The organism is Hymenobacter bucti, from assembly GCF_042681145.1.
Lineage (GTDB): Bacteria > Bacteroidota > Bacteroidia > Cytophagales > Hymenobacteraceae > Hymenobacter > Hymenobacter bucti.
Window position 1 is genome coordinate 811,340 of the sequence record NZ_JBHUFD010000003.1, and the last position, 17,290, is coordinate 828,629.

16 protein-coding genes are annotated in these 17,290 nt (G+C 60.6%); 10 read left to right on the forward strand and 6 right to left on the reverse strand.

Features of this window, described 5'->3' with window-relative positions:
- Window positions 1–15: 15 nt before the first annotated feature.
- The gene (gene groL / locus ACFSDX_RS11095; RefSeq protein WP_382313467.1) at window positions 16–1,656 is read left to right on the forward strand and encodes a chaperonin GroEL; all 1,641 of its coding nucleotides are present in this window, start codon (window positions 16–18) and stop codon (window positions 1,654–1,656) included.
- A 186-nt stretch (window positions 1,657–1,842) separates the two neighbouring features.
- Here groL and ACFSDX_RS11100 read toward each other — a convergent pair whose 3' ends face one another.
- The 3 genes from ACFSDX_RS11100 to ACFSDX_RS11110 all read right to left on the reverse strand — a co-directional run bounded on the left by ACFSDX_RS11100 (window position 1,843) and on the right by ACFSDX_RS11110 (window position 4,668).
- A complete protein-coding gene (locus tag ACFSDX_RS11100) occupies window positions 1,843–3,285 on the reverse strand; it encodes a peptide MFS transporter (protein WP_382313468.1) in 1,443 nt (480 codons plus the stop codon).
- Window positions 3,286–3,469: 184 nt separating this feature from the next.
- Entirely contained in the window at window positions 3,470–3,973 is a 504-nt protein-coding gene (locus ACFSDX_RS11105) for a hypothetical protein (protein ID WP_382313469.1), read from the reverse strand.
- On the reverse strand, window positions 3,973–4,668 hold the full coding sequence (locus tag ACFSDX_RS11110) for an NUDIX hydrolase (RefSeq protein ID WP_382313470.1): 696 nt from the start codon (window positions 4,666–4,668) through the stop codon (window positions 3,973–3,975). The genes ACFSDX_RS11105 and ACFSDX_RS11110 overlap by 1 nt, the downstream gene beginning before the upstream one ends.
- 139 nt (window positions 4,669–4,807) lie before the next feature.
- On the opposite strand from ACFSDX_RS11110, the gene ACFSDX_RS11115 reads away from it, so the two are divergent.
- Window positions 4,808–5,329, forward strand: a complete 522-nt coding sequence (locus tag ACFSDX_RS11115; protein ID WP_382313471.1) for a metallophosphoesterase family protein — start codon at window positions 4,808–4,810, stop codon at window positions 5,327–5,329.
- A gap of 147 nt (window positions 5,330–5,476) precedes the next feature.
- Here the strand turns inward: ACFSDX_RS11115 and ACFSDX_RS11120 are convergent, their stop codons facing one another.
- The 3 genes from ACFSDX_RS11120 to ACFSDX_RS11130 form a co-directional block, all read right to left on the reverse strand.
- Window positions 5,477–5,923, reverse strand: a complete 447-nt coding sequence (locus ACFSDX_RS11120; RefSeq protein ID WP_382313473.1) for a hypothetical protein — start codon at window positions 5,921–5,923, stop codon at window positions 5,477–5,479.
- Between the two features lie 349 nt (window positions 5,924–6,272).
- The gene (locus ACFSDX_RS11125) at window positions 6,273–7,364 is read right to left on the reverse strand and encodes an acyltransferase family protein (RefSeq protein ID WP_382313474.1); all 1,092 of its coding nucleotides are present in this window, start codon (window positions 7,362–7,364) and stop codon (window positions 6,273–6,275) included.
- Between the two features lie 312 nt (window positions 7,365–7,676).
- On the reverse strand, window positions 7,677–8,192 hold the full coding sequence (locus tag ACFSDX_RS11130) for a hypothetical protein (RefSeq protein ID WP_382313475.1): 516 nt from the start codon (window positions 8,190–8,192) through the stop codon (window positions 7,677–7,679).
- Window positions 8,193–8,384: 192 nt separating this feature from the next.
- On the opposite strand from ACFSDX_RS11130, the gene ACFSDX_RS11135 reads away from it, so the two are divergent.
- The 8 genes from ACFSDX_RS11135 (at window position 8,385) to ACFSDX_RS11170 (ending at window position 16,897) form a co-directional block, all read left to right on the forward strand.
- Window positions 8,385–9,416, forward strand: a complete 1,032-nt coding sequence (locus tag ACFSDX_RS11135; protein ID WP_382313476.1) for a threonine aldolase family protein — start codon at window positions 8,385–8,387, stop codon at window positions 9,414–9,416.
- A gap of 76 nt (window positions 9,417–9,492) precedes the next feature.
- Window positions 9,493–10,758 carry a cation:proton antiporter gene (locus ACFSDX_RS11140; protein ID WP_382313477.1) on the forward strand — a complete coding sequence of 422 codons (1,266 nt, stop codon included), beginning with the start codon at window positions 9,493–9,495 and terminating at the stop codon, window positions 10,756–10,758.
- Between the two features lie 47 nt (window positions 10,759–10,805).
- Window positions 10,806–11,477: a metallophosphoesterase gene (locus ACFSDX_RS11145; protein ID WP_382313478.1), complete on the forward strand. Its 672-nt coding sequence runs from the start codon at window positions 10,806–10,808 to the stop codon at window positions 11,475–11,477.
- Between the two features lie 39 nt (window positions 11,478–11,516).
- A complete protein-coding gene (locus ACFSDX_RS11150; protein WP_382313480.1) occupies window positions 11,517–12,167 on the forward strand; it encodes a DNA-3-methyladenine glycosylase family protein in 651 nt (216 codons plus the stop codon).
- A 167-nt stretch (window positions 12,168–12,334) separates the two neighbouring features.
- Entirely contained in the window at window positions 12,335–13,906 is a 1,572-nt protein-coding gene (locus ACFSDX_RS11155) for an acyl-CoA carboxylase subunit beta (protein ID WP_382313481.1), read from the forward strand.
- Window positions 13,907–14,031: 125 nt separating this feature from the next.
- Window positions 14,032–15,102: a M42 family metallopeptidase gene (locus ACFSDX_RS11160; RefSeq protein WP_382313482.1), complete on the forward strand. Its 1,071-nt coding sequence runs from the start codon at window positions 14,032–14,034 to the stop codon at window positions 15,100–15,102.
- 118 nt (window positions 15,103–15,220) lie between these two features.
- Entirely contained in the window at window positions 15,221–15,991 is a 771-nt protein-coding gene (locus ACFSDX_RS11165) for an ABC transporter substrate-binding protein (protein WP_382313798.1), read from the forward strand.
- A gap of 48 nt (window positions 15,992–16,039) precedes the next feature.
- Complete coding sequence (locus ACFSDX_RS11170) at window positions 16,040–16,897, forward strand: dienelactone hydrolase family protein (protein ID WP_382313483.1); 858 nt, start codon at window positions 16,040–16,042, stop codon at window positions 16,895–16,897.
- Window positions 16,898–17,290: the final 393 nt, after the last annotated feature.

Here is a 17,290-nt window from a genome sequence, read left to right on the forward strand (position 1 = left end):
CTCCTTTACCCAGCAATGGCTAAGAACATTCAATTCGACGCTGAAGGTCGTGACCGCCTCAAACGCGGCGTCGACAAATTGGCAAACGCCGTTAAAGTAACTCTTGGACCGAAAGGCCGCAACGTTATTATTGACAAGAAGTTCGGCGCGCCGAGCATCACCAAAGACGGCGTGACCGTAGCCAAAGAAATTGAGCTGCGCGACCCCATCGAGAACATGGGCGCTCAGCTCGTGAAGGAAGTGGCTTCGAAGACGGCTGACCAGGCTGGCGACGGCACCACTACCGCCACCGTATTGGCCCAGGCCATCTACGCCGCTGGCTCGAAAAACGTGGCCGCCGGTGCCAACCCGATGGATTTGAAGCGCGGCATCGACAAAGCGGTGCAAGCCGTAGTTGCCAACCTGAAGTCGCAGTCGAAGAAGATTGAGAACAACTCGGAAATCGCCCAGGTAGGTACGATTTCGGCCAACAACGACGCGGAAATCGGCAAAATGATTGCCGATGCCATGGACAAGGTTGGTAAAGAAGGCGTTATCACGGTAGAAGAAGCGCGCGGCACCGAAACCGAAGTAAAAACGGTAGAAGGCATGCAGTTTGACCGCGGCTACCTGTCGCCCTACTTCGTGACCAACCCCGAGAAAATGGAGGTTGAGTTCGACAGCCCCTACGTCCTCATCTACGACAAGAAAGTGAGCACCATGAAGGAGCTGCTGCCCGTATTGGAGCAGGTTCTCCAGACTGGAAAGCCCTTGGTTATCATCTCGGAAGATGTTGATGGCGAAGCTCTTGCTACGCTGGTAGTAAACAAGCTCCGTGGTTCGCTGAAAATCGCGGCTGTGAAAGCTCCTGGCTTCGGCGACCGCCGCAAGGCCATGCTGGAAGACATCGCCACCCTCACGGGCGGTACCGTTATCAGCGAAGAGCAGGGCTACAAGCTCGAAAACGCTACCTTGGAGTACCTCGGTACGGCTGAGAAAATTATCATCGACAAAGACAACACCACCATCGTCAACGGCAAGGGCTCGAAAGACGCCATCACTTCCCGCATCGGCCAGATTAAGGCCCAGATGGAAACTACTACCTCGGACTACGACAAGGAGAAACTGCAGGAGCGCCTCGCTAAGTTGAGCGGCGGCGTAGCTATTCTCTACATCGGCGCTAGCACCGAAGTAGAAATGAAAGAGAAGAAAGACCGCGTAGACGATGCCCTGCACGCTACCCGCGCCGCCGTTGAGGAAGGCGTAGTACCCGGCGGTGGCGTGGCCCTCGTGCGTGCCATTGAGGCCCTCGAAGCCGTGGACACCCACAACAGCGACGAGCGCACTGGCGTGAACATCATCCGCACGGCCCTCGAATCGCCCCTGCGTACCATCGTGGCCAACGCTGGTGGCGAAGGCTCGGTAGTAGTGCAGAAAGTGCGCGAAGGCAAAGGCGACTTTGGCTACAACGCCCGCGAGGACCGCTATGAGAACCTGGTGGCCGCTGGTATCATCGACCCGACCAAAGTAACCCGTTTGGCCCTCGAAAACGCTGCTTCTATCGCCGGCTTGCTGCTGACGACCGAAGCCGTTATCTCGGACGAGCCCGAAGCTGAAAAAGGCGGTGCCGGCGATGCTGGCATGGGCGGTATGGGTGGCATGGGCGGCATGATGTAGACCGCAGATTTAACGAATTAAACTGATTTCGCGGATACGCCCGCCTGCGGCGGGCTGACTTTCGAATTTTGGTTTTGATTTGTTTGAGGATACAAAAAGGCCCCGCTGGACATTGTCCAGCGGGGCCTTTTTACTTGTGGTAGCGCGAAGCGCTGCTTCGCAAAGCGTTGGCAACGCTTGAGCTGCTTAGCCGCGGCCGTGCATCATGCCGAAAAGCTTGCGCGAGATGGCGACGAGCAACAGGCCTGCTAGGATTACGAAAGCGGCAATCAGGCCAAATACTTTGAGGGCGCCTAGGGTCTCGACGTAGGCGGCGATGTAGCCACCCGCGATTTGGGCCACGAAGGGTGCTAGGAACCACACGCCCATCAACATGGAGGTGAGAGCCGGTGGCGAGAGGCGCGATACCATCGACAGCCCCACGGGCGACAGACAGAGCTCGCCGATGGTATGGAAGAAATACGTAGCCAGCAGCCACAAGATGCTGGCTTTTACGGTTTGGTCGGCTACATCGCCCCCGCGCTGCAGCACGGCCCCAACCATGAATAAGAAGCCTATGCCGAGTAGGACCATCCCTAGGCCCATTTTGACGGGGATACTCAGGTCCTTGCCCTTGCGGGCCAGGCTAACCCAAAGCGCCGCCACGGGCGCGCCCAGCAGCACGATAAAACCTGCGTTTACGGACTGAAACCACGAGGTAGGAATCAGGAAGCCCGCTACTTCGCGGTTGATGTACTTGTCGGTATAAAGCGTGAGCGATGAACCCGCCTGTTCGAAGCCCGCCCAGAAAAACACCACAAACAGCGTAATCACAAAGATGACGGCCATGCGGTCGGTTTCCTGCTTGGTGAGCGGGGCTTTGGCCGCCGCGGCCTCAGTCGAGTTGCCGCGCCCCTCGGGCTGCATCCCAACGGACCCTAGGTAGCGGTTGCCAAACACGTTGAAGATGAACTGCCCGAGGAGCATCCCGATGCCCGCGGCCAGAAAACCGTAGCGAAAGCCGTAATGGTCCACCACCAGTTGCTGGGTAGCTGGGTCGAGGTGGCGGGTAGCAAAGAGGTTTTCGGCAAAGTAGCCGCAGACCAGCGGGGCCAGAAAGGCGCCCGTGTTGATGCCCATGTAAAAGATGGTGAACGCCGCATCGCGCCGCGGGTCGCCCTGCTCATAAAGCTTGCCCACGATGGTCGAGATATTAGGCTTAAAGAAGCCGTTACCCAGAATAATCAGCAGCAAGCCCAGCGCCGCGGGCCAGGGCAGACCGAAAAAGGCCCCTTGCGTCGACAGCTCCGGCTGCATAAACAGGAACAGCTGCCCGATGGCCATAGTAATGCCCCCAATGAGAATGGCCCGCCGCTGGCCAATGTATTTATCAGCCAGCCAACCCCCAATGATGGGCGTGAAGTACACAAACCCCGTGAAATAGCCGTAGATGAGCGTGCCCGCCGCCTCCGGAATACCTAGGCCGCCGGCCAGGGCCGTTTTGGTCAGGTACAGGGTAAGCAGGCCGCGCATGCCGTAGTAGCTAAAGCGCTCCCACATCTCGGTGAGAAACAGCAGGTAGAGGCCAGGCGGGTGCTTGGTAGTGGCGGTTGGGAGCGGCGGCTCGCGTAGGGTGGAGGCTGGGTGCATACGCAGGGAATAGAGAGAAGTGGGGGGAAGAAATTGCTAAAATCGAGCCTAGCGCCAGCTAGGCTTGGTAAAGCTAAGGAAACTTTGGGGGATGGCTACCGGCGGGCGGTGGCAGCTCTGGCTGGCGAGCGGCCAAAAAAAAGCCCCGCCGCAAGCAGTAGCGGCAGGGCTTTCCTAGGTACTCTTACTTAACCGGGATAACTCTCAGCCCTAGCAACCGAAATGAACGGTTATCATAAAACACGGGCATTACCAGGTAGTTGGCCGCACTGGTATGGAGGCGGGCGCGGCCCATGAGGCTGTCTTCGTGGTGGCCCAGCAGCAGAAAATCGCGCACCCGGCGCGAGTGCGCATTGTAGCTAGCCAGCACCAGCAGCCCTCCGGTCCGGAAGGTTGTTACCGAATCGGCCGGCCCCTGGCCAGCGTAGAAGAGCATGCTCGCCTGGCTAGCCGTAAAACGCCCGGGCAGCGGCTGCGCGGGCCCGAGGCGCCGCCGCACCTCATCGATAGAAGCGCCGAGCAGCGCCGGCACGTCGGTGGTGGGCGCAACCTGCACGGGCGCTGGGGGCAGCGCCCCCCGGTGCTGCTCGTGCGCGCCCGAGCAGGCGGCCAGCCCTAGGCCTAGGCTTAGGCCCAGCACGGCCACCCACCGCACGGGCCCGGCGCAGCGGTGGGGGATGCTGCGCATTAGCCGGAGGTCGTTTTGGCGGGCTTGCCGGCCATCTCGCTCAGGTAATGGCGCACCACCAGGGCAATGGACGCGTACGACTCCTCGATGCGGGCCAGCGCATCCTGGGGCGACATCCAGCGCACTTCCTCGATGTACTCCTCGGTTTGCGGACGCATCACCGAGTCGTCGAGGCACTTCATGACGTACCAGCTGGTTTTCTTCAGCATTTTATTGCCCTTGTAGGCGTAGGAATGCCAGGTGCTGGGCAATTCCTCGCCCAGCTCCACCTTGATATTGCACTCCTCCTCCACCTCGCGGATGGCCCCTAGGGCCACATCTTCGTCGCGGTTGAGCTTACCCTTGGGCAAATCCCATTTGCCGAGGCGGTAAATCATGAGCACCTGGCCGTCCTTCACGACTAGGCCGCCGGCGGCTTTGGCAATCTTGAACTGGTCTTTAAGGTGCAGAATCAAATTTTTCTTCTTGCGCACCAGTAAGGTGAGCGAGTCGAGTTTTTTTAATTTTTTCACTTCCATCAGCCGCAAGAGGCGGTCGAGGAAGGCCGCCGTGGCATCGCGCACCAGCACATCGCCCACCAGGTCTTTGCTGGTAAACTCGTCAGTAGCTTCTAATACCAGGTCGTACTTGTGCTTGTACACCTTCTCGCTGAGCTTTTTAATTATCAGCGGCACATCGTTGATGAAAACGTTCATCGGGAAAATTTCGGGAATGGAAAGCCGAAGCCCGCTGCGGCGGGCTCCAATGCCGCCCCATACGGTGGGGCGCGCCGCAAGATACACGCCACCTGCTTTTCGCGCCAAGCACAGCAGCCTGGCTGCATCTTTGCGGCCTATGACGCGAATTGGCTTACTTTCGGACACCCACGGCTACCTCGACGAGCGAATTCTTCATCATTTACAGGGCGCGGAGGAGATATGGCACGCCGGCGATTTTGGCTCGGCCGAAGTGGTTATGGCCCTGGCTGGCCTGGCACCCGTGTTTCGGGGCGTGTACGGCAACATCGACGGCCCCGAGATTCGCAGCACTGAGCCCCTGGTGCAGGACTTTACGGTGGAGGGCCTGCGGGTGCTCATGACCCACATCGGCGGCTACCCAGGGCGCTACGTACCGGCCGCCCGCCAGCTGCTGGCCCAGGCGCGCCCAGGGCTGTTCGTAACGGGGCATTCGCACATTCTGCGCGTGGCGCCCGATGCCCGCCTCAACCTGCTGCACCTCAACCCCGGCGCGGCGGGGCGGCATGGGTTTCATAAGGTGCGCACGCTGCTGCGCTTCGGCATCCACCAGGGTCAGGTAGTCGATATGCAAGCCATTGAGCTCGGGCCGCGCGCCCTGCTCCCGCCTACCAAGCGGTAGCTTGCAGCGCAGCCCCTAGGTGCTGTTTTAAACCCGATACAGCGCGGGCTACAAAGCCTGCGCCATACCGGGCTTGGTTAAAAGCTTAGTCTAATGAGTTAAACAGAAAGGTTTGCAGTAGGCGTGACTTGTACCAAGCGATGCAGCCTAGGGGTGCCGCTGCTGGTAAAGTAGCTCGGCGGCCGCGGCCAGCAGGGGCTGGTCGGTGGTGCGCTCCTGGCAGCGCTGCATATCATAGTGGCATAAGGTGCCGTAGGGCTGGCCTTGCGCATCGCGGATGAGCACGCCGCAATACGACATCACCGGCGTGTCCACGAGGCCCCGAAACTGGGGGTCGGTCGCCGCGTCCAGAATTTCGAGCGGGGCCTGCTGGCGGCCCACCAGCGCGCAAAACGTGGCCGCCATCGGCACGTCGTCGCCCTGGCGCACCAGCGGCTGGTTGCCGTCCACCAACACCTCGCTGCGCAGCACCTCTCCCTCAAAGCGGAACAGGCCCGTGTAACGATGCGGGGTTCGGCGATTTAGGTAGGCCAGGGCGGCGTGCACCCCGTGCTGCTGCACCAAGGCGGCAAATTCGGTTATCTCTCTCTCCATTGCTTGGTACATCTCCTACTGCGGGCGTGCTAGTTGCTATAACAGCCAAAAGGCAAAAATGACTACCCACGCCGCCGGGTGGGGCCACTAAAAAATCAGCCGCCGCTGGCAAAAATTAGCCAGGAGGCACTAAAAAGGACTAACAGAAGCGTCGATTTAAGAAGCTATTTTATCTTAAATATTTGGCAGACTGGCAGGTGGCGCAGAAATTGCAACAGCCGGAGGGCAACCAACACCCGCTCGCCAGCCCAAAACGGGCGCTTTGGGTTGCTTAGCGCCGCTGCCTAGGCTAGCGAGCGGGTAGCTGTCCGCTCCGGCTTTTGGGCTACGCACCCGCAGCGTTTCCGCCTTACGCTTTCTGGTCGAGGCGCGTTAGCCACCCGTTGAGCTGGGCCCCCAGCGGCTTACTAAAGCGTTTTTCAATCAGCGTGTGGATGGCGTAGGCTGCCGCCAGCGCCCCCGCCAGGGCCCCGCCCAGCAGCAGGTACTTGTTGACGAACGGACTGAGGCGGTGAAACGCTACGAAGGCAATGTTGCCGTGAATGAGGTAGAGCGGGTACGTGAGGGCCCCGAGCCGGGCCAGCCAGGGAAAGCCGCCGAGGTTGATTTTGCGGAAAGCCACCAGGTAAAACACCAGGAAAAAGGCCGTCACGGCGCCCACGCCCACCTGCCAGGCCGTCGGGTCGTGGAAGTACGCCGATACGTCACTGGCGCGCGTCACGCTACTACGCAAGGCTAGCAAATAGGCCAGGGCCAACAGCCTGTAGCGCAGCCAAGTGCGGCCCTGTGGCTGCTGAAGCAGGTAGAACAACATGCCCGCAATGAAATAGGGGGCGTACCGGGGAAAGAGCAAATATGCAATCGGGCTAGTCACGGGCGCGGTTCCGGCCAGGCCCACGTACAGCAGCCACACCAGCAGCACCCAATCGAGGTGGCGCAACAGCCGGTAGGCCAGCAGCAGCGACACCACGAAGTAGAAGCCGATTTCAATCGTCAGCGTCCAATACGCCGTGTCGAGGTCGGGCACCGCCAGCAAGCCTTGCAGCATCGTCATATTGACCAGGTACTGGCCTAGGGTGGGGTGCAGCCCGGGGGCTACCGGCGCCCCGGGCCCCCACACGCGCTCTACCAAAAACGTGAGCGTGCAGGCCACCCAAAAAGCCGGGTACAGGCGCGTCACGCGGGAGAGGAAAAACTGCCGCACGGTTTTGCCCTGGGCGCTGAGCAGCACCACGTAGCCGCTGATGAGAAAAAACAGCTCAACGCCTAAATACCCATACTTAGTGAAGCGGCCGATGCTTGCAAACGGCACCGGGCTGTACTGGTCGGCCATGTAGCCCCGGTAGGTGTAGTGGTACAGCACCACGCTCAGCGCCGCCAGGAAGCGCAGCAAGTCAATCTCATAAAAACGAAGGGGTGACTTGCGCGGTTCGGGTTCCATAAATCGGGTTAAGCCCCTACAAACGGAACCTTACTAGCCATCGTTTCGCCGCCGCCGCCCGCGAGCGGCGGGTGGCGGACAGCTTGCCCACCGCAACCCCAGCAACCTAACGCGCCGCCAACCCTAGGTCGGTAGTGCGCAGGAAGCATAGCCTCAGCACTTGAGCGAAAAAAACCGCTAGCAGAACCCAGCCGCTCGCAGGCAATGCTACGTCCCGATTCCGGCGTTTGCTAGGTCAACAAAAAAGCCACTTCCGATGGGAAGTGGCTTTTTTGTTGACCTAGCAAACGGTTGCCCGGCAGTGCGTGGGGCCTAGAGGTTAATCTCGGGCTTGGGGTGCTCGCCGCTCTGGCCGTCTTCGCTTACGGGCTTGGTTTCGGCTTCGGCAGCGTCGTAGCCTTCCGAGCCGGTTTGGTTGGCCTCCGTAGCCTGGTTTGCTTCGGGGCTCTTGGTTTCTTCGAGCACGTGCTTTGCGCCTTCCACCAGGTTGTGCGCAGCTTCCTGCACGGCGGCGGTGGCCTTTTCTACCACGCTGTTGTGCGTTACGGCATCCGCGGCGTCGCTGGCTACCTGCTTTACCTTGTCAGCGGCGGCCGAAGCAGCGTGCGCTACTTTATCAAACAGCCCGTCTTGCTTTACGCTAGATTCAGGCTTTTTTTTTTCGGCGGCCTCCGTAGCGGGGGTCGACTCAACGAAACGCGATTTCAGCTCGTCCAGGTCCACGTTTTTCAGCACGGGTGTACGCAGCAAGTTTTTGATTTTGCGCGTTTCATTGTTGGCACGGGCAATGTTTTTGCGGTGCTTGCGCTTCAGACGGGTAACGGACATGATTTCCGGGGAAATGAGATTTCGGGGGTAGTTCTGGCAAATGAGGTGCAAAAATACGGGGTTACTTTTACAATTCCAAACCCCGCGTTAATAAGCTGTTAGCTTTTAGCAGCTGGCTCTTCGCTTTATTTAGCAATGGTCAGCCTAACCAGCTAATAGCCAACGCCTAATTGCCAAAATTCACTAGCTCAAATGAATACCATTGACCTGCGCTCCGACACCGTGACGCGCCCCACCCCCGCCATGCTGGCCGCCATGCACGCCGCCGAAGTCGGCGACGACGTGTACGACGAAGACCCCACCGTGCGCCGCCTCGAAACCGAGCTCGCCGCCCGCTTCGGGATGGAAGCTGGCCTGTTTTGCCCCTCGGGCACCATGACTAACCAGCTGGCCATCATGGCCCACTGCGCCCCGGTCTCAGAAGTGGTGTGCGAGGCCACGGCCCACGTCTACCTCTGGGAAGTGGGCGGCATCATGCACCACGCCCGCGCCTCGGTGGCCCTGCTGCCCGGCGAGCGCGGCCGCCTCACGGCTAGCCAGATAGCCGGCGCCATCCGGCCCGTGGGCAACGTGCACTACCCCACCACCCGGCTCGTGTGCCTCGAAAACACTCATAACCGCGGCGGCGGCAGCTGCTACGCCTGGCCGGATTTGGAGGAAATCGCCGCCCTCACCCGGCAGCACGGCCTGGCGCTGCACCTCGACGGGGCGCGCATTTTTAACGCGCTCGTGGCCACCGGGCAGCGCAGCGAAGACTACGGCCGGCTGTTCGACTCCATTTCGGTGTGCCTGAGCAAGGGCCTGGGCGCGCCGGTGGGCTCGGTGCTGCTGGGCTCGCGCGAGTTTATCAATGGCTGCAAACGGCTGCGCAAACTGTTCGGCGGCGGCTGGCGGCAAGCGGGCTACCTGGCCGCCGCCGGGCTTTTTGCCCTCGACAACAACGTAGTCCGCCTGGCCGACGACCACCGCCGCGCCGCCCAATTGGCCGAGGCCCTACGCCCCCTCCCCTACGTGGCCGAAATTTTGGAGCCCGAAACCAACCTCTTGCTTTTCAGGCTCGATGAAAGCCGGCTGACCGTGGCCGACTTCCTGGCGCGGCTGGAGGCGCTGGGCATCCGGGCCAGCGGCTTTGGGGGCAGCTGGGTGCGCTTTGTGACGCACCTCGACGTGGACGACGCCATGGTGGCCCGCGTGGTGGCCGCCGTGGCCGACCTGGCCACCTAGGCGTATAGCCGTTTATTCCTTCTCGCTTCGGGGCAGCTGGGTCAGCCCGGCCGCCCCTGCCTTTAACGCCCATCGAATGCCCTTATACAACGCCCTGGCGCTGCTGCTGGTGTTGGCCGCCGCCTTCGCCTACCTCAATCACCGCTTCCTGAAGATGCCGCCCGCCATCGGCCTGATGGTGCTGGGGCTGCTGACCTCGCTGGCGCTGGTGGGCCTGGCCCGGCTGGGCGTGGCGCCGGTGCTCGACCTGGCCCGCGTGGTGGGCACCGTCGACTTCAGCGCCCTGGTGATGCAGGTGATGCTAGGGTTTTTGCTCTTCGCCGGCTCCATCCACGTCGATACCCGGCGCCTAGGTAAGCTGCGCTGGTCAGTGGGCACGCTGGCGCTCATCGGCACGCCACTGAGCGTAGCCCTAGTGGGCGGGGCCATGTATATACTATTGCCCTGGCTGGGGCTGCCCACGCCGCTGGTCTACTGCCTGCTGTTTGGGGCGCTCATCTCGCCCACCGACCCGGTGGCGGTGCTCAGCATCCTCACCAAGGCCAACATCGACAAAGACCTGGAAACCAAAATAGTGGGCGAGTCGCTCTTCAACGACGGCGTGGGCGTGGTGCTCTTCGTAGTGCTGCTGGAAGTGGCCCAGCTCGGCCCGCAGCAGGTCACGGTGGGCCACGCGCTGGCCGTATTTGCCCAGGAAGCCGTGGGCGGCGTGGCCCTGGGGGCCGCGCTGGGCGTGGGCGCGGCGTGGCTGCTGCGCTCGGTCGATAACTACCAGGTCGAGGTGCTGCTGACGCTGGCCCTGGTGGCGGGCGGCACGGCGCTGGCTGCGCAGCTGCACACCTCGGGGCCGCTGGCCATGGTGGTAGCCGGGCTGCTGGTCGGCCACTTCAGCCGCAGCGGCGGCACCATCTCGGAGCAGTCGCAGGACTACGTAGACAAGTTTTGGGAGCTCATTGACGAGATTCTCAACGCCCTGCTCTTCGTGCTGGTGGGGCTGGAGGCGCTGGTGCTGCCCATCACGGGGCGCATTATCGGGGCGGGCGTGGCGGCCATAGCGGTGGTGCTGGTGGCGCGGCTGCTGGCCGTGGCGCTGCCCCTAGGCTTGCTACGGGGCAGCGGCTTGTTCACGCCCTCGCACCGCAGCGTGCCGGTGCTGACCTGGGGCGGGCTGCGCGGTGGCCTGTCGGTGGCCATGGCCCTAAGCTTGCCGGCCGAGGCGCCCCGCGAGCTGCTGGTGGGTATTACCTACGTCATTGTGGTGTTCTCCATCATCGGGCAGGGGCTGACGATTGGGCCGCTGGTACGCTGGCTGGGGGTAGCGGGAACGCCGAAAGAAGAGTAGGACTTTAGATTTGCCGCCCGGGCAGCCGGGCAGTTGGCTGGTAGCGTATGAATTTCTTTGTTATTGCCGACGTGCACGGCTGCCTGCACACCCTGCGCGAGCTGCTGACCCACTGGCGCCCCGCCGAAGAAATACTGGTGCAGCTCGGCGACCTAGTGGACCGCGGCAACTACTCGCCCGAAACCGTGGAGCTCTGCCGCCAGCTCAGCCAGGATTTTCCTGATAAGACAGTGTTTCTCAAGGGCAACCACGACTGGGGCATGGCCGAGCACCTAGGGCCCGACGGGCCTTACAAAGCCTGGCTGGCCTGGGGCGGCAAGGGCACCTTGCAGCAGTACCAGCGGCACCGCGCCTGGCTGCCGCTGCACGCTGCCTGGCTGGCGGCCCGGCCACTGGCCTGGGAAGATGAGCATATCGCGTTCTCCCACGCGGGCTTTGCCGACGTGCCCAACCCGCTCGACCCTAACTGCCCCGACGGCGTGCTGTGGCGGCGCGGCGCGCTGCGCAATACCGGCCGGCGGCAGGTGGTAGGCCACACGCCCACCGGCAACGGGCGGCCCCGCTTCGACCCCGCTGCCAATGCTTACTACCTCGATACGGGCGCGGTTTTTGGCAATTGCCTCACCGCCCTGCGCTTTAGCGAAACCGGCGAGGTACTGGAAATTGTTGCTGTTCCGACCCACCCCGAAGACATTTACTTCTTCGAGGAATTACTCTAGCCGGGTGCCCGTCGGCCCGGCCGCTTTCGTTCGCTTCCTTTGGATAATCTTCCCCTTCCCGAGCCGCACTGGCACGCCGCCGGCCTCGCCCACCTGGCGCAGGCCGACCCCATTTTGGCCCAGGCCATCGCCCAAACCGCCGCCCCGGTGCGCCCCGCCGCCCACGAAGACCTGTACCTGGCCCTGCTGCGCGCCATCGTGAGCCAGCAGATTTCGACCAAGGCGGCCGCCGCCATCTGGCGGCGCTTCACCAGCCTATTTCGACCCGACGGCTACCCCGAGCCCCGCGAGGTGCTGCGCATGAGCGAAGATGAGCTGCGCGAAGCCGGCCTTTCGCGCCAAAAAGCCGGCTACCTCCAGGCCATTGCCGACTACCAGGAGCGCGGCCTGCTCGACTACGAGCACCTCAGCCAGCTCGATGAAGAAGCCTTCACGGCCCACCTCACCGCTATCAAAGGCGTGGGCCGCTGGACGGCCCAGATGCTCCAAATGTTCGCCCTCGACCAGCCCGACGTGTTTAGCGAGGGCGACCTAGGGATTCAGAATGCCATGCGCAAGCTCTATAATCTGGAGGAAACCGGCCGGGCGCTGCAGAAAAAAATGCTGCTGCTAGCCGAGCCTTGGCGCCCCTACCGCACGCTGGCTTGCAAGTACTTGTGGCGCACGCTGGATGCGCCGCCCGCCGCTTAGGTTGGGGGGATGCAGCGCGGTTACGCGGACTTTGTAGGGCGCGGTCGGCGGGCTGCCCGCTTGCGGACGCGGACTGCAAAGTCTGCGCAACATCGGCGCTACGCCAAACCCTCGGCCTATATTTGGGCTTTAACAAAACGTTATTCTTTCCCCCTTGCCCTGCCCCAATGGCCGATTCCCACGCTGCCACGCCCACCCTATCTAAAACCGACCAACTCGCCGCCAAAAACCAGGAAGCCCTGCTCGGCGGCGGCCAGGCCCGCATCGACGCCCAGCACAAAAAGGGCAAGCTCACCGCCCGCGAGCGCCTCGATTTGCTACTCGACGAAGGTTCGTTTGAGGAAATCGGCAAGTTTGTAATGCACCGCTCCAAGGACTTTGGCCTAGACAAAGAATATTACCTAGGCGACGGCGTGGTGACGGGCTACGGCACGGTGCACGGCCGCCTAGTCTACGTGTTCTCGCAGGATTTCACGGTGTTCGGCGGCTCGCTGAGCGAGACGCACGCCGAGAAAATCGTCAAAATCATGGACCTGGCCATGAAGAACGGCGCGCCCGTTATCGGCCTCAACGACTCGGGCGGCGCCCGTATTCAGGAAGGGGTGGTGAGCCTAGGGGGCTACGCCGACATCTTTTATAAGAATACGCTGGCCAGCGGCGTGGTACCGCAGCTTTCGGCCGTGATGGGGCCGTGCGCGGGCGGCGCAGTGTACTCGCCGGCCATTACGGACTTCATTTTGATGGTCGAAAACACGAGCTATATGTTCGTGACCGGCCCCAACGTGGTGAAAACCGTAACCCACGAAAACGTGACCAGCGAGGAGCTCGGCGGCGCCAGCACCCACAGCACCAAGAGCGGCGTCACGCACTTCACCGCCGCCAACGAGGTCGTCTGCATTCAGCAGCTCAAGCAGCTACTGAGCTACATGCCCCAAAACTGCGAGGAAACCGCCCCCGCCGTGCCCTATACCCTAGGGCAAGACGAAAGCCGCCCGGTACTCGACACGCTCATCCCCGACAACGCCAACCAGCCCTACGACATGCGCGAAGTCATTGAGGGGCTGATTGATGCGGGCTCGTTTATGGAAGTGCACCAGAACTTTGCGGAGAACATCGTGGTGGGGTTTGCGCGGCTGGCGGGCCGCAGCATCGGCATCGTGGGCAATCAGCCGGCCGTGCTGGCGGGCGTGCTCGACATCAATGCCAGCACCAAAGCCGCCCGCTTTGTGCGCTTCTGCGACTCGTTTAATATTCCGCTGCTGGTGCTCGAAGACGTGCCCGGCTTCCTGCCCGGCACCGACCAGGAGTGGCGCGGCATCATCACCAACGGCGCCAAGCTGCTCTACGCCTTCTGCGAAGCCACCGTGCCGCGCATCACCGTCATCACCCGCAAGGCCTACGGCGGCGCGTATGATGTGATGAACAGCAAGCACATCGGCGCCGACCTCAACTACGCCTGGCCCACTGCCGAAATTGCGGTAATGGGTGCCAAGGGCGCGGCCGAAATCATCTTCAAGCGCGAAATCGCCCAGGCCGCCGACCCCGAAGCCAAGCTCCAGGAAAAGGTTGACGACTACCAGCAGAAGTTTGCCACGCCCTACCGCGCCGCCCACCGCGGCTTTGTCGATGAGGTCATTCTACCCTCACAAACGCGCCAGAAATTGATTCGGGCCTTCAAAATGCTCGAGAACAAAGTAGATACGCTGCCGCGCAAAAAGCACGGCAATATTCCGTTGTAAATAATCCTGTCATGCTGACGAAGGGAGCATCTTATCACGGCTGCTTTCGCCAGCACTACTGTTGCACCCGAGCGCGGCGAACGTGATAAGATGCTTCGCCAGCTCAGCATGACACCTCTACTAAAATGCGCCCTGAATCTTTCACCTTCCTTGAAAACTACTTAAATAACCCCTCGCCCACCGGCTTCGAAAAAGAAGGCCAAAAGCTGTGGCTGGAGTACATCAAGCCCTACATCGACAGCTACTTTGTCGATACCTACGGCACCGTAGTTGGGGTGATCAACCCCGAGGCGAAGTACAAAGTCGTGATTGAGGCGCACGCCGACGAAATCTCGTATTTCGTGAACTACATCACCAAAGAGGGCTACCTGTACCTGCGCCGCAACGGCGGCTCCGATGCCTTGGTGGCCCCCAGCAAGCGGGTCAACATCTTCGGGGAGAAGGGCATTGTGAAAGGCATCTTTGGCTGGCCCGCCATCCACGTCCGCAAATTGGAGTTGGACAAGGCGCCCACCATCGAAACCATCTTTCTGGACTGCGGCGCCTCCTCGGCCGAGGAAGTGGCCGAAATGGGCGTGCACGTGGGCTCGGTCGTGACGTTTGAGGACGAGTTTACCGTCCTCAACGACAAGTACTACGTGGGCCGCGCCCTCGACAACCGCGTGGGCGGCTTCATGGTGGCCGAAGTGGCCCGGATGCTGAAGGAGAATAAAAAGACGCTGCCCTTCGGCCTCTACATCGTGAATGCCGTGCAGGAAGAAATCGGCCTGCGCGGCGCCGAAATGATTGCCCACCGCATCAACCCCGACGTGGCCATCATCACCGACGTGACCCACGACAGCCAGTCGCCGATGTACGAGAAGAAAACGGCCGGCGATATCAGCTGCGGCAAAGGCCCGGTCATTACCTACGGTCCGGCCGTGCAGAACAACCTGCGCGACCTTATCATCAACACGGCCAAGGAAGCGGATATCCCGTTTCAGCGCGCCGCCGCCACCCGCGCCACCGGCACCGACACCGACGCCTTTGCCTACTCGGGCTCGGGCGTGGCCGCGGCGCTCATCTCTCTACCCCTCAAGTATATGCACACCACCGTCGAAACCGTGCACCAGGACGACGTGCAAAACGTAATCAAGCTGATTTACGAAACCATCGTGCGCATCGAGGATGGGCAGGACTTCCGGTATTTCTCGTAATAGTTAATTCTGTTTTGAAAAGCGGCTGCATACTACATGCAGCCGCTTTTTTTAATTACCAGTAATTTCTAAGATGGCTTATAATTCGCACCAACAACAAATAGAAATTACCGACCAAATGGGCCGGCAAGTACGGTTATTTTACCCACCGCTACGCATCGTTTCGCTGGTGCCTTCCCAAACCGAATTATTATTCGACCTAGGCTTGCGTAAGCAAATAGTAGGGGTGACTAAATTCTGTATTTACCCAGAATACGCCCGCCACAAGGCCCAAGTAATAGGCGGAACCAAGAATTTTGATTTTGTAAAAATTAAGGCGACCCAGCCAGATTTAGTAATTGGTAATAAAGAGGAAAATTACGCGGAAGGCATTACAGAATTATCAAAATCTTATCCGGTCTGGATGAGCAATATTACTGACCTAGGTGAGGCGCTGGACATGATACGCCGAATAGGCCAACTCACGGGTACGCCGCACCGGGCCAACCCACTAACCGCCGAAATAGGCAATTCCTTTACCGCCCTAGGTACCCCAGCACCACTCATACCGGCCGCTTATTTCATCTGGCGCAAGCCCTTCATGGTGGCCGCCAGCGGCACCTTTATCGACGACATGCTGCGGCGGGCGGGCTTTGCTAACGTATTTGCCCACCTAGAGCGCTACCCCGAGGTAACGCCCGAGCGGCTAGCCCAGGCCGCGCCGGCACGCATTTTTCTATCGTCCGAGCCGTATCCGTTTAAGGAAAAGCACGTGGCTGAACTCCAGGAGATTTGCCCGGCGGCGCAAGTGCAACTGGTCGATGGTGAGCTATTCAGCTGGTACGGCAGCCGGCTGCGGTTGTCGGCGGCTTATTTTCAAACGCTGCGGGCCATACCGGGCGCCAAATAAGCAGGTGGGCGATACCTTGCGGCGTTAACCCAGCCTTATTCCTGCCCCATGGACCAGCGCATTATCAACCTCTTCGACGAGTACACCCACCGCCCACTCTCGCGCAAGGAATTTCTGGACCGGCTGCTGGTGCTGGCCGGCAACGTGGCGCTGGCCACCACGGCCCTGAGCGTACTCGAGCCCGGCTACGCCCACGCCACCACCGTGCAGCCCCTGGCCGAAAACCTACTGGAAGAAACCGTGACCTGGCCCGGCGACGGCGCCCCCGTGAGCGGCTACCTAGTGCACGCCAAGGGCAAGAAAAAGCGTGGCGCGGTGGTCGTCATCCACGAAAACCGGGGCCTCACGCCACACATTAAGGACGTGACGCGGCGGGTGGCGCAGGCCGGCTACCTCGCCCTAGGGGTCGATGCGCTGTCGGTGGTGGGCGGCACGCCGGCCGACGAGGACAAGGGCCGCGAGCTCATCGGGCAGCTCGACCCGGCCAAGAACCTCAACAACTACCTGGCCGCCCTCGCCTACCTGCGCGCCCGGCCCGAGTGCAACGGTCGCACCGGTTGCGTGGGCTTCTGCTGGGGCGGCGGCCTCGCCAACCAGCTCGCGGTGCACGACCCCACCCTCAACGCTGCCGTAGCCTACTACGGCCAGCAGCCCAAGGCCGAAGACGTGCCCCAGATAAAAGCCAACGTGATGCTGCACTACGGCGGCCTCGACCAGCGCATCAACGCTGGCATCCCAGCCTACGAAGCCGCGCTAAAAGCCGCCCACACGCCCTACGAGCTGTTTGTCTACGAAGGCGTTAACCACGCCTTCAACAACGACACCTCGCCTGCCCGCTATAACCCCGAAGCCGCCAAACTGGCCTGGGAGCGCACGCTAAAGTTATTTAAAGAGAAGCTGGGGTAGAAAAGAAGTTAATTTCTTTAGAAATGATGTATTCTAAAATTCGCTTTTCACTATCAGCGCTCATCATTCTAATGGTCTCTTGTCAGGAAAGTATCACCTGTCAAGTATATAAGAAAAGGTTCTATTCCAAAGAGGTTAACATCGTAGTTGCGGATAAGGGACCTATAGGAAATAGTTTTGTAGTCAAAGGCTTAAATCCTATCACGGGTAGGAATATATTCTATACAGATATAGATGGAATATATAATTACGTATACAACATCTTAGAAGTAGGCGACACGTTAATGAAAACAAAGAATAACGCGGTATTTACTATAGAGAAAAAGAAGATAAATATCCTTGTTTTCTACGATTGCTTGAACGGTAGTTATAGGGGAGGTGGAGTACTAGATA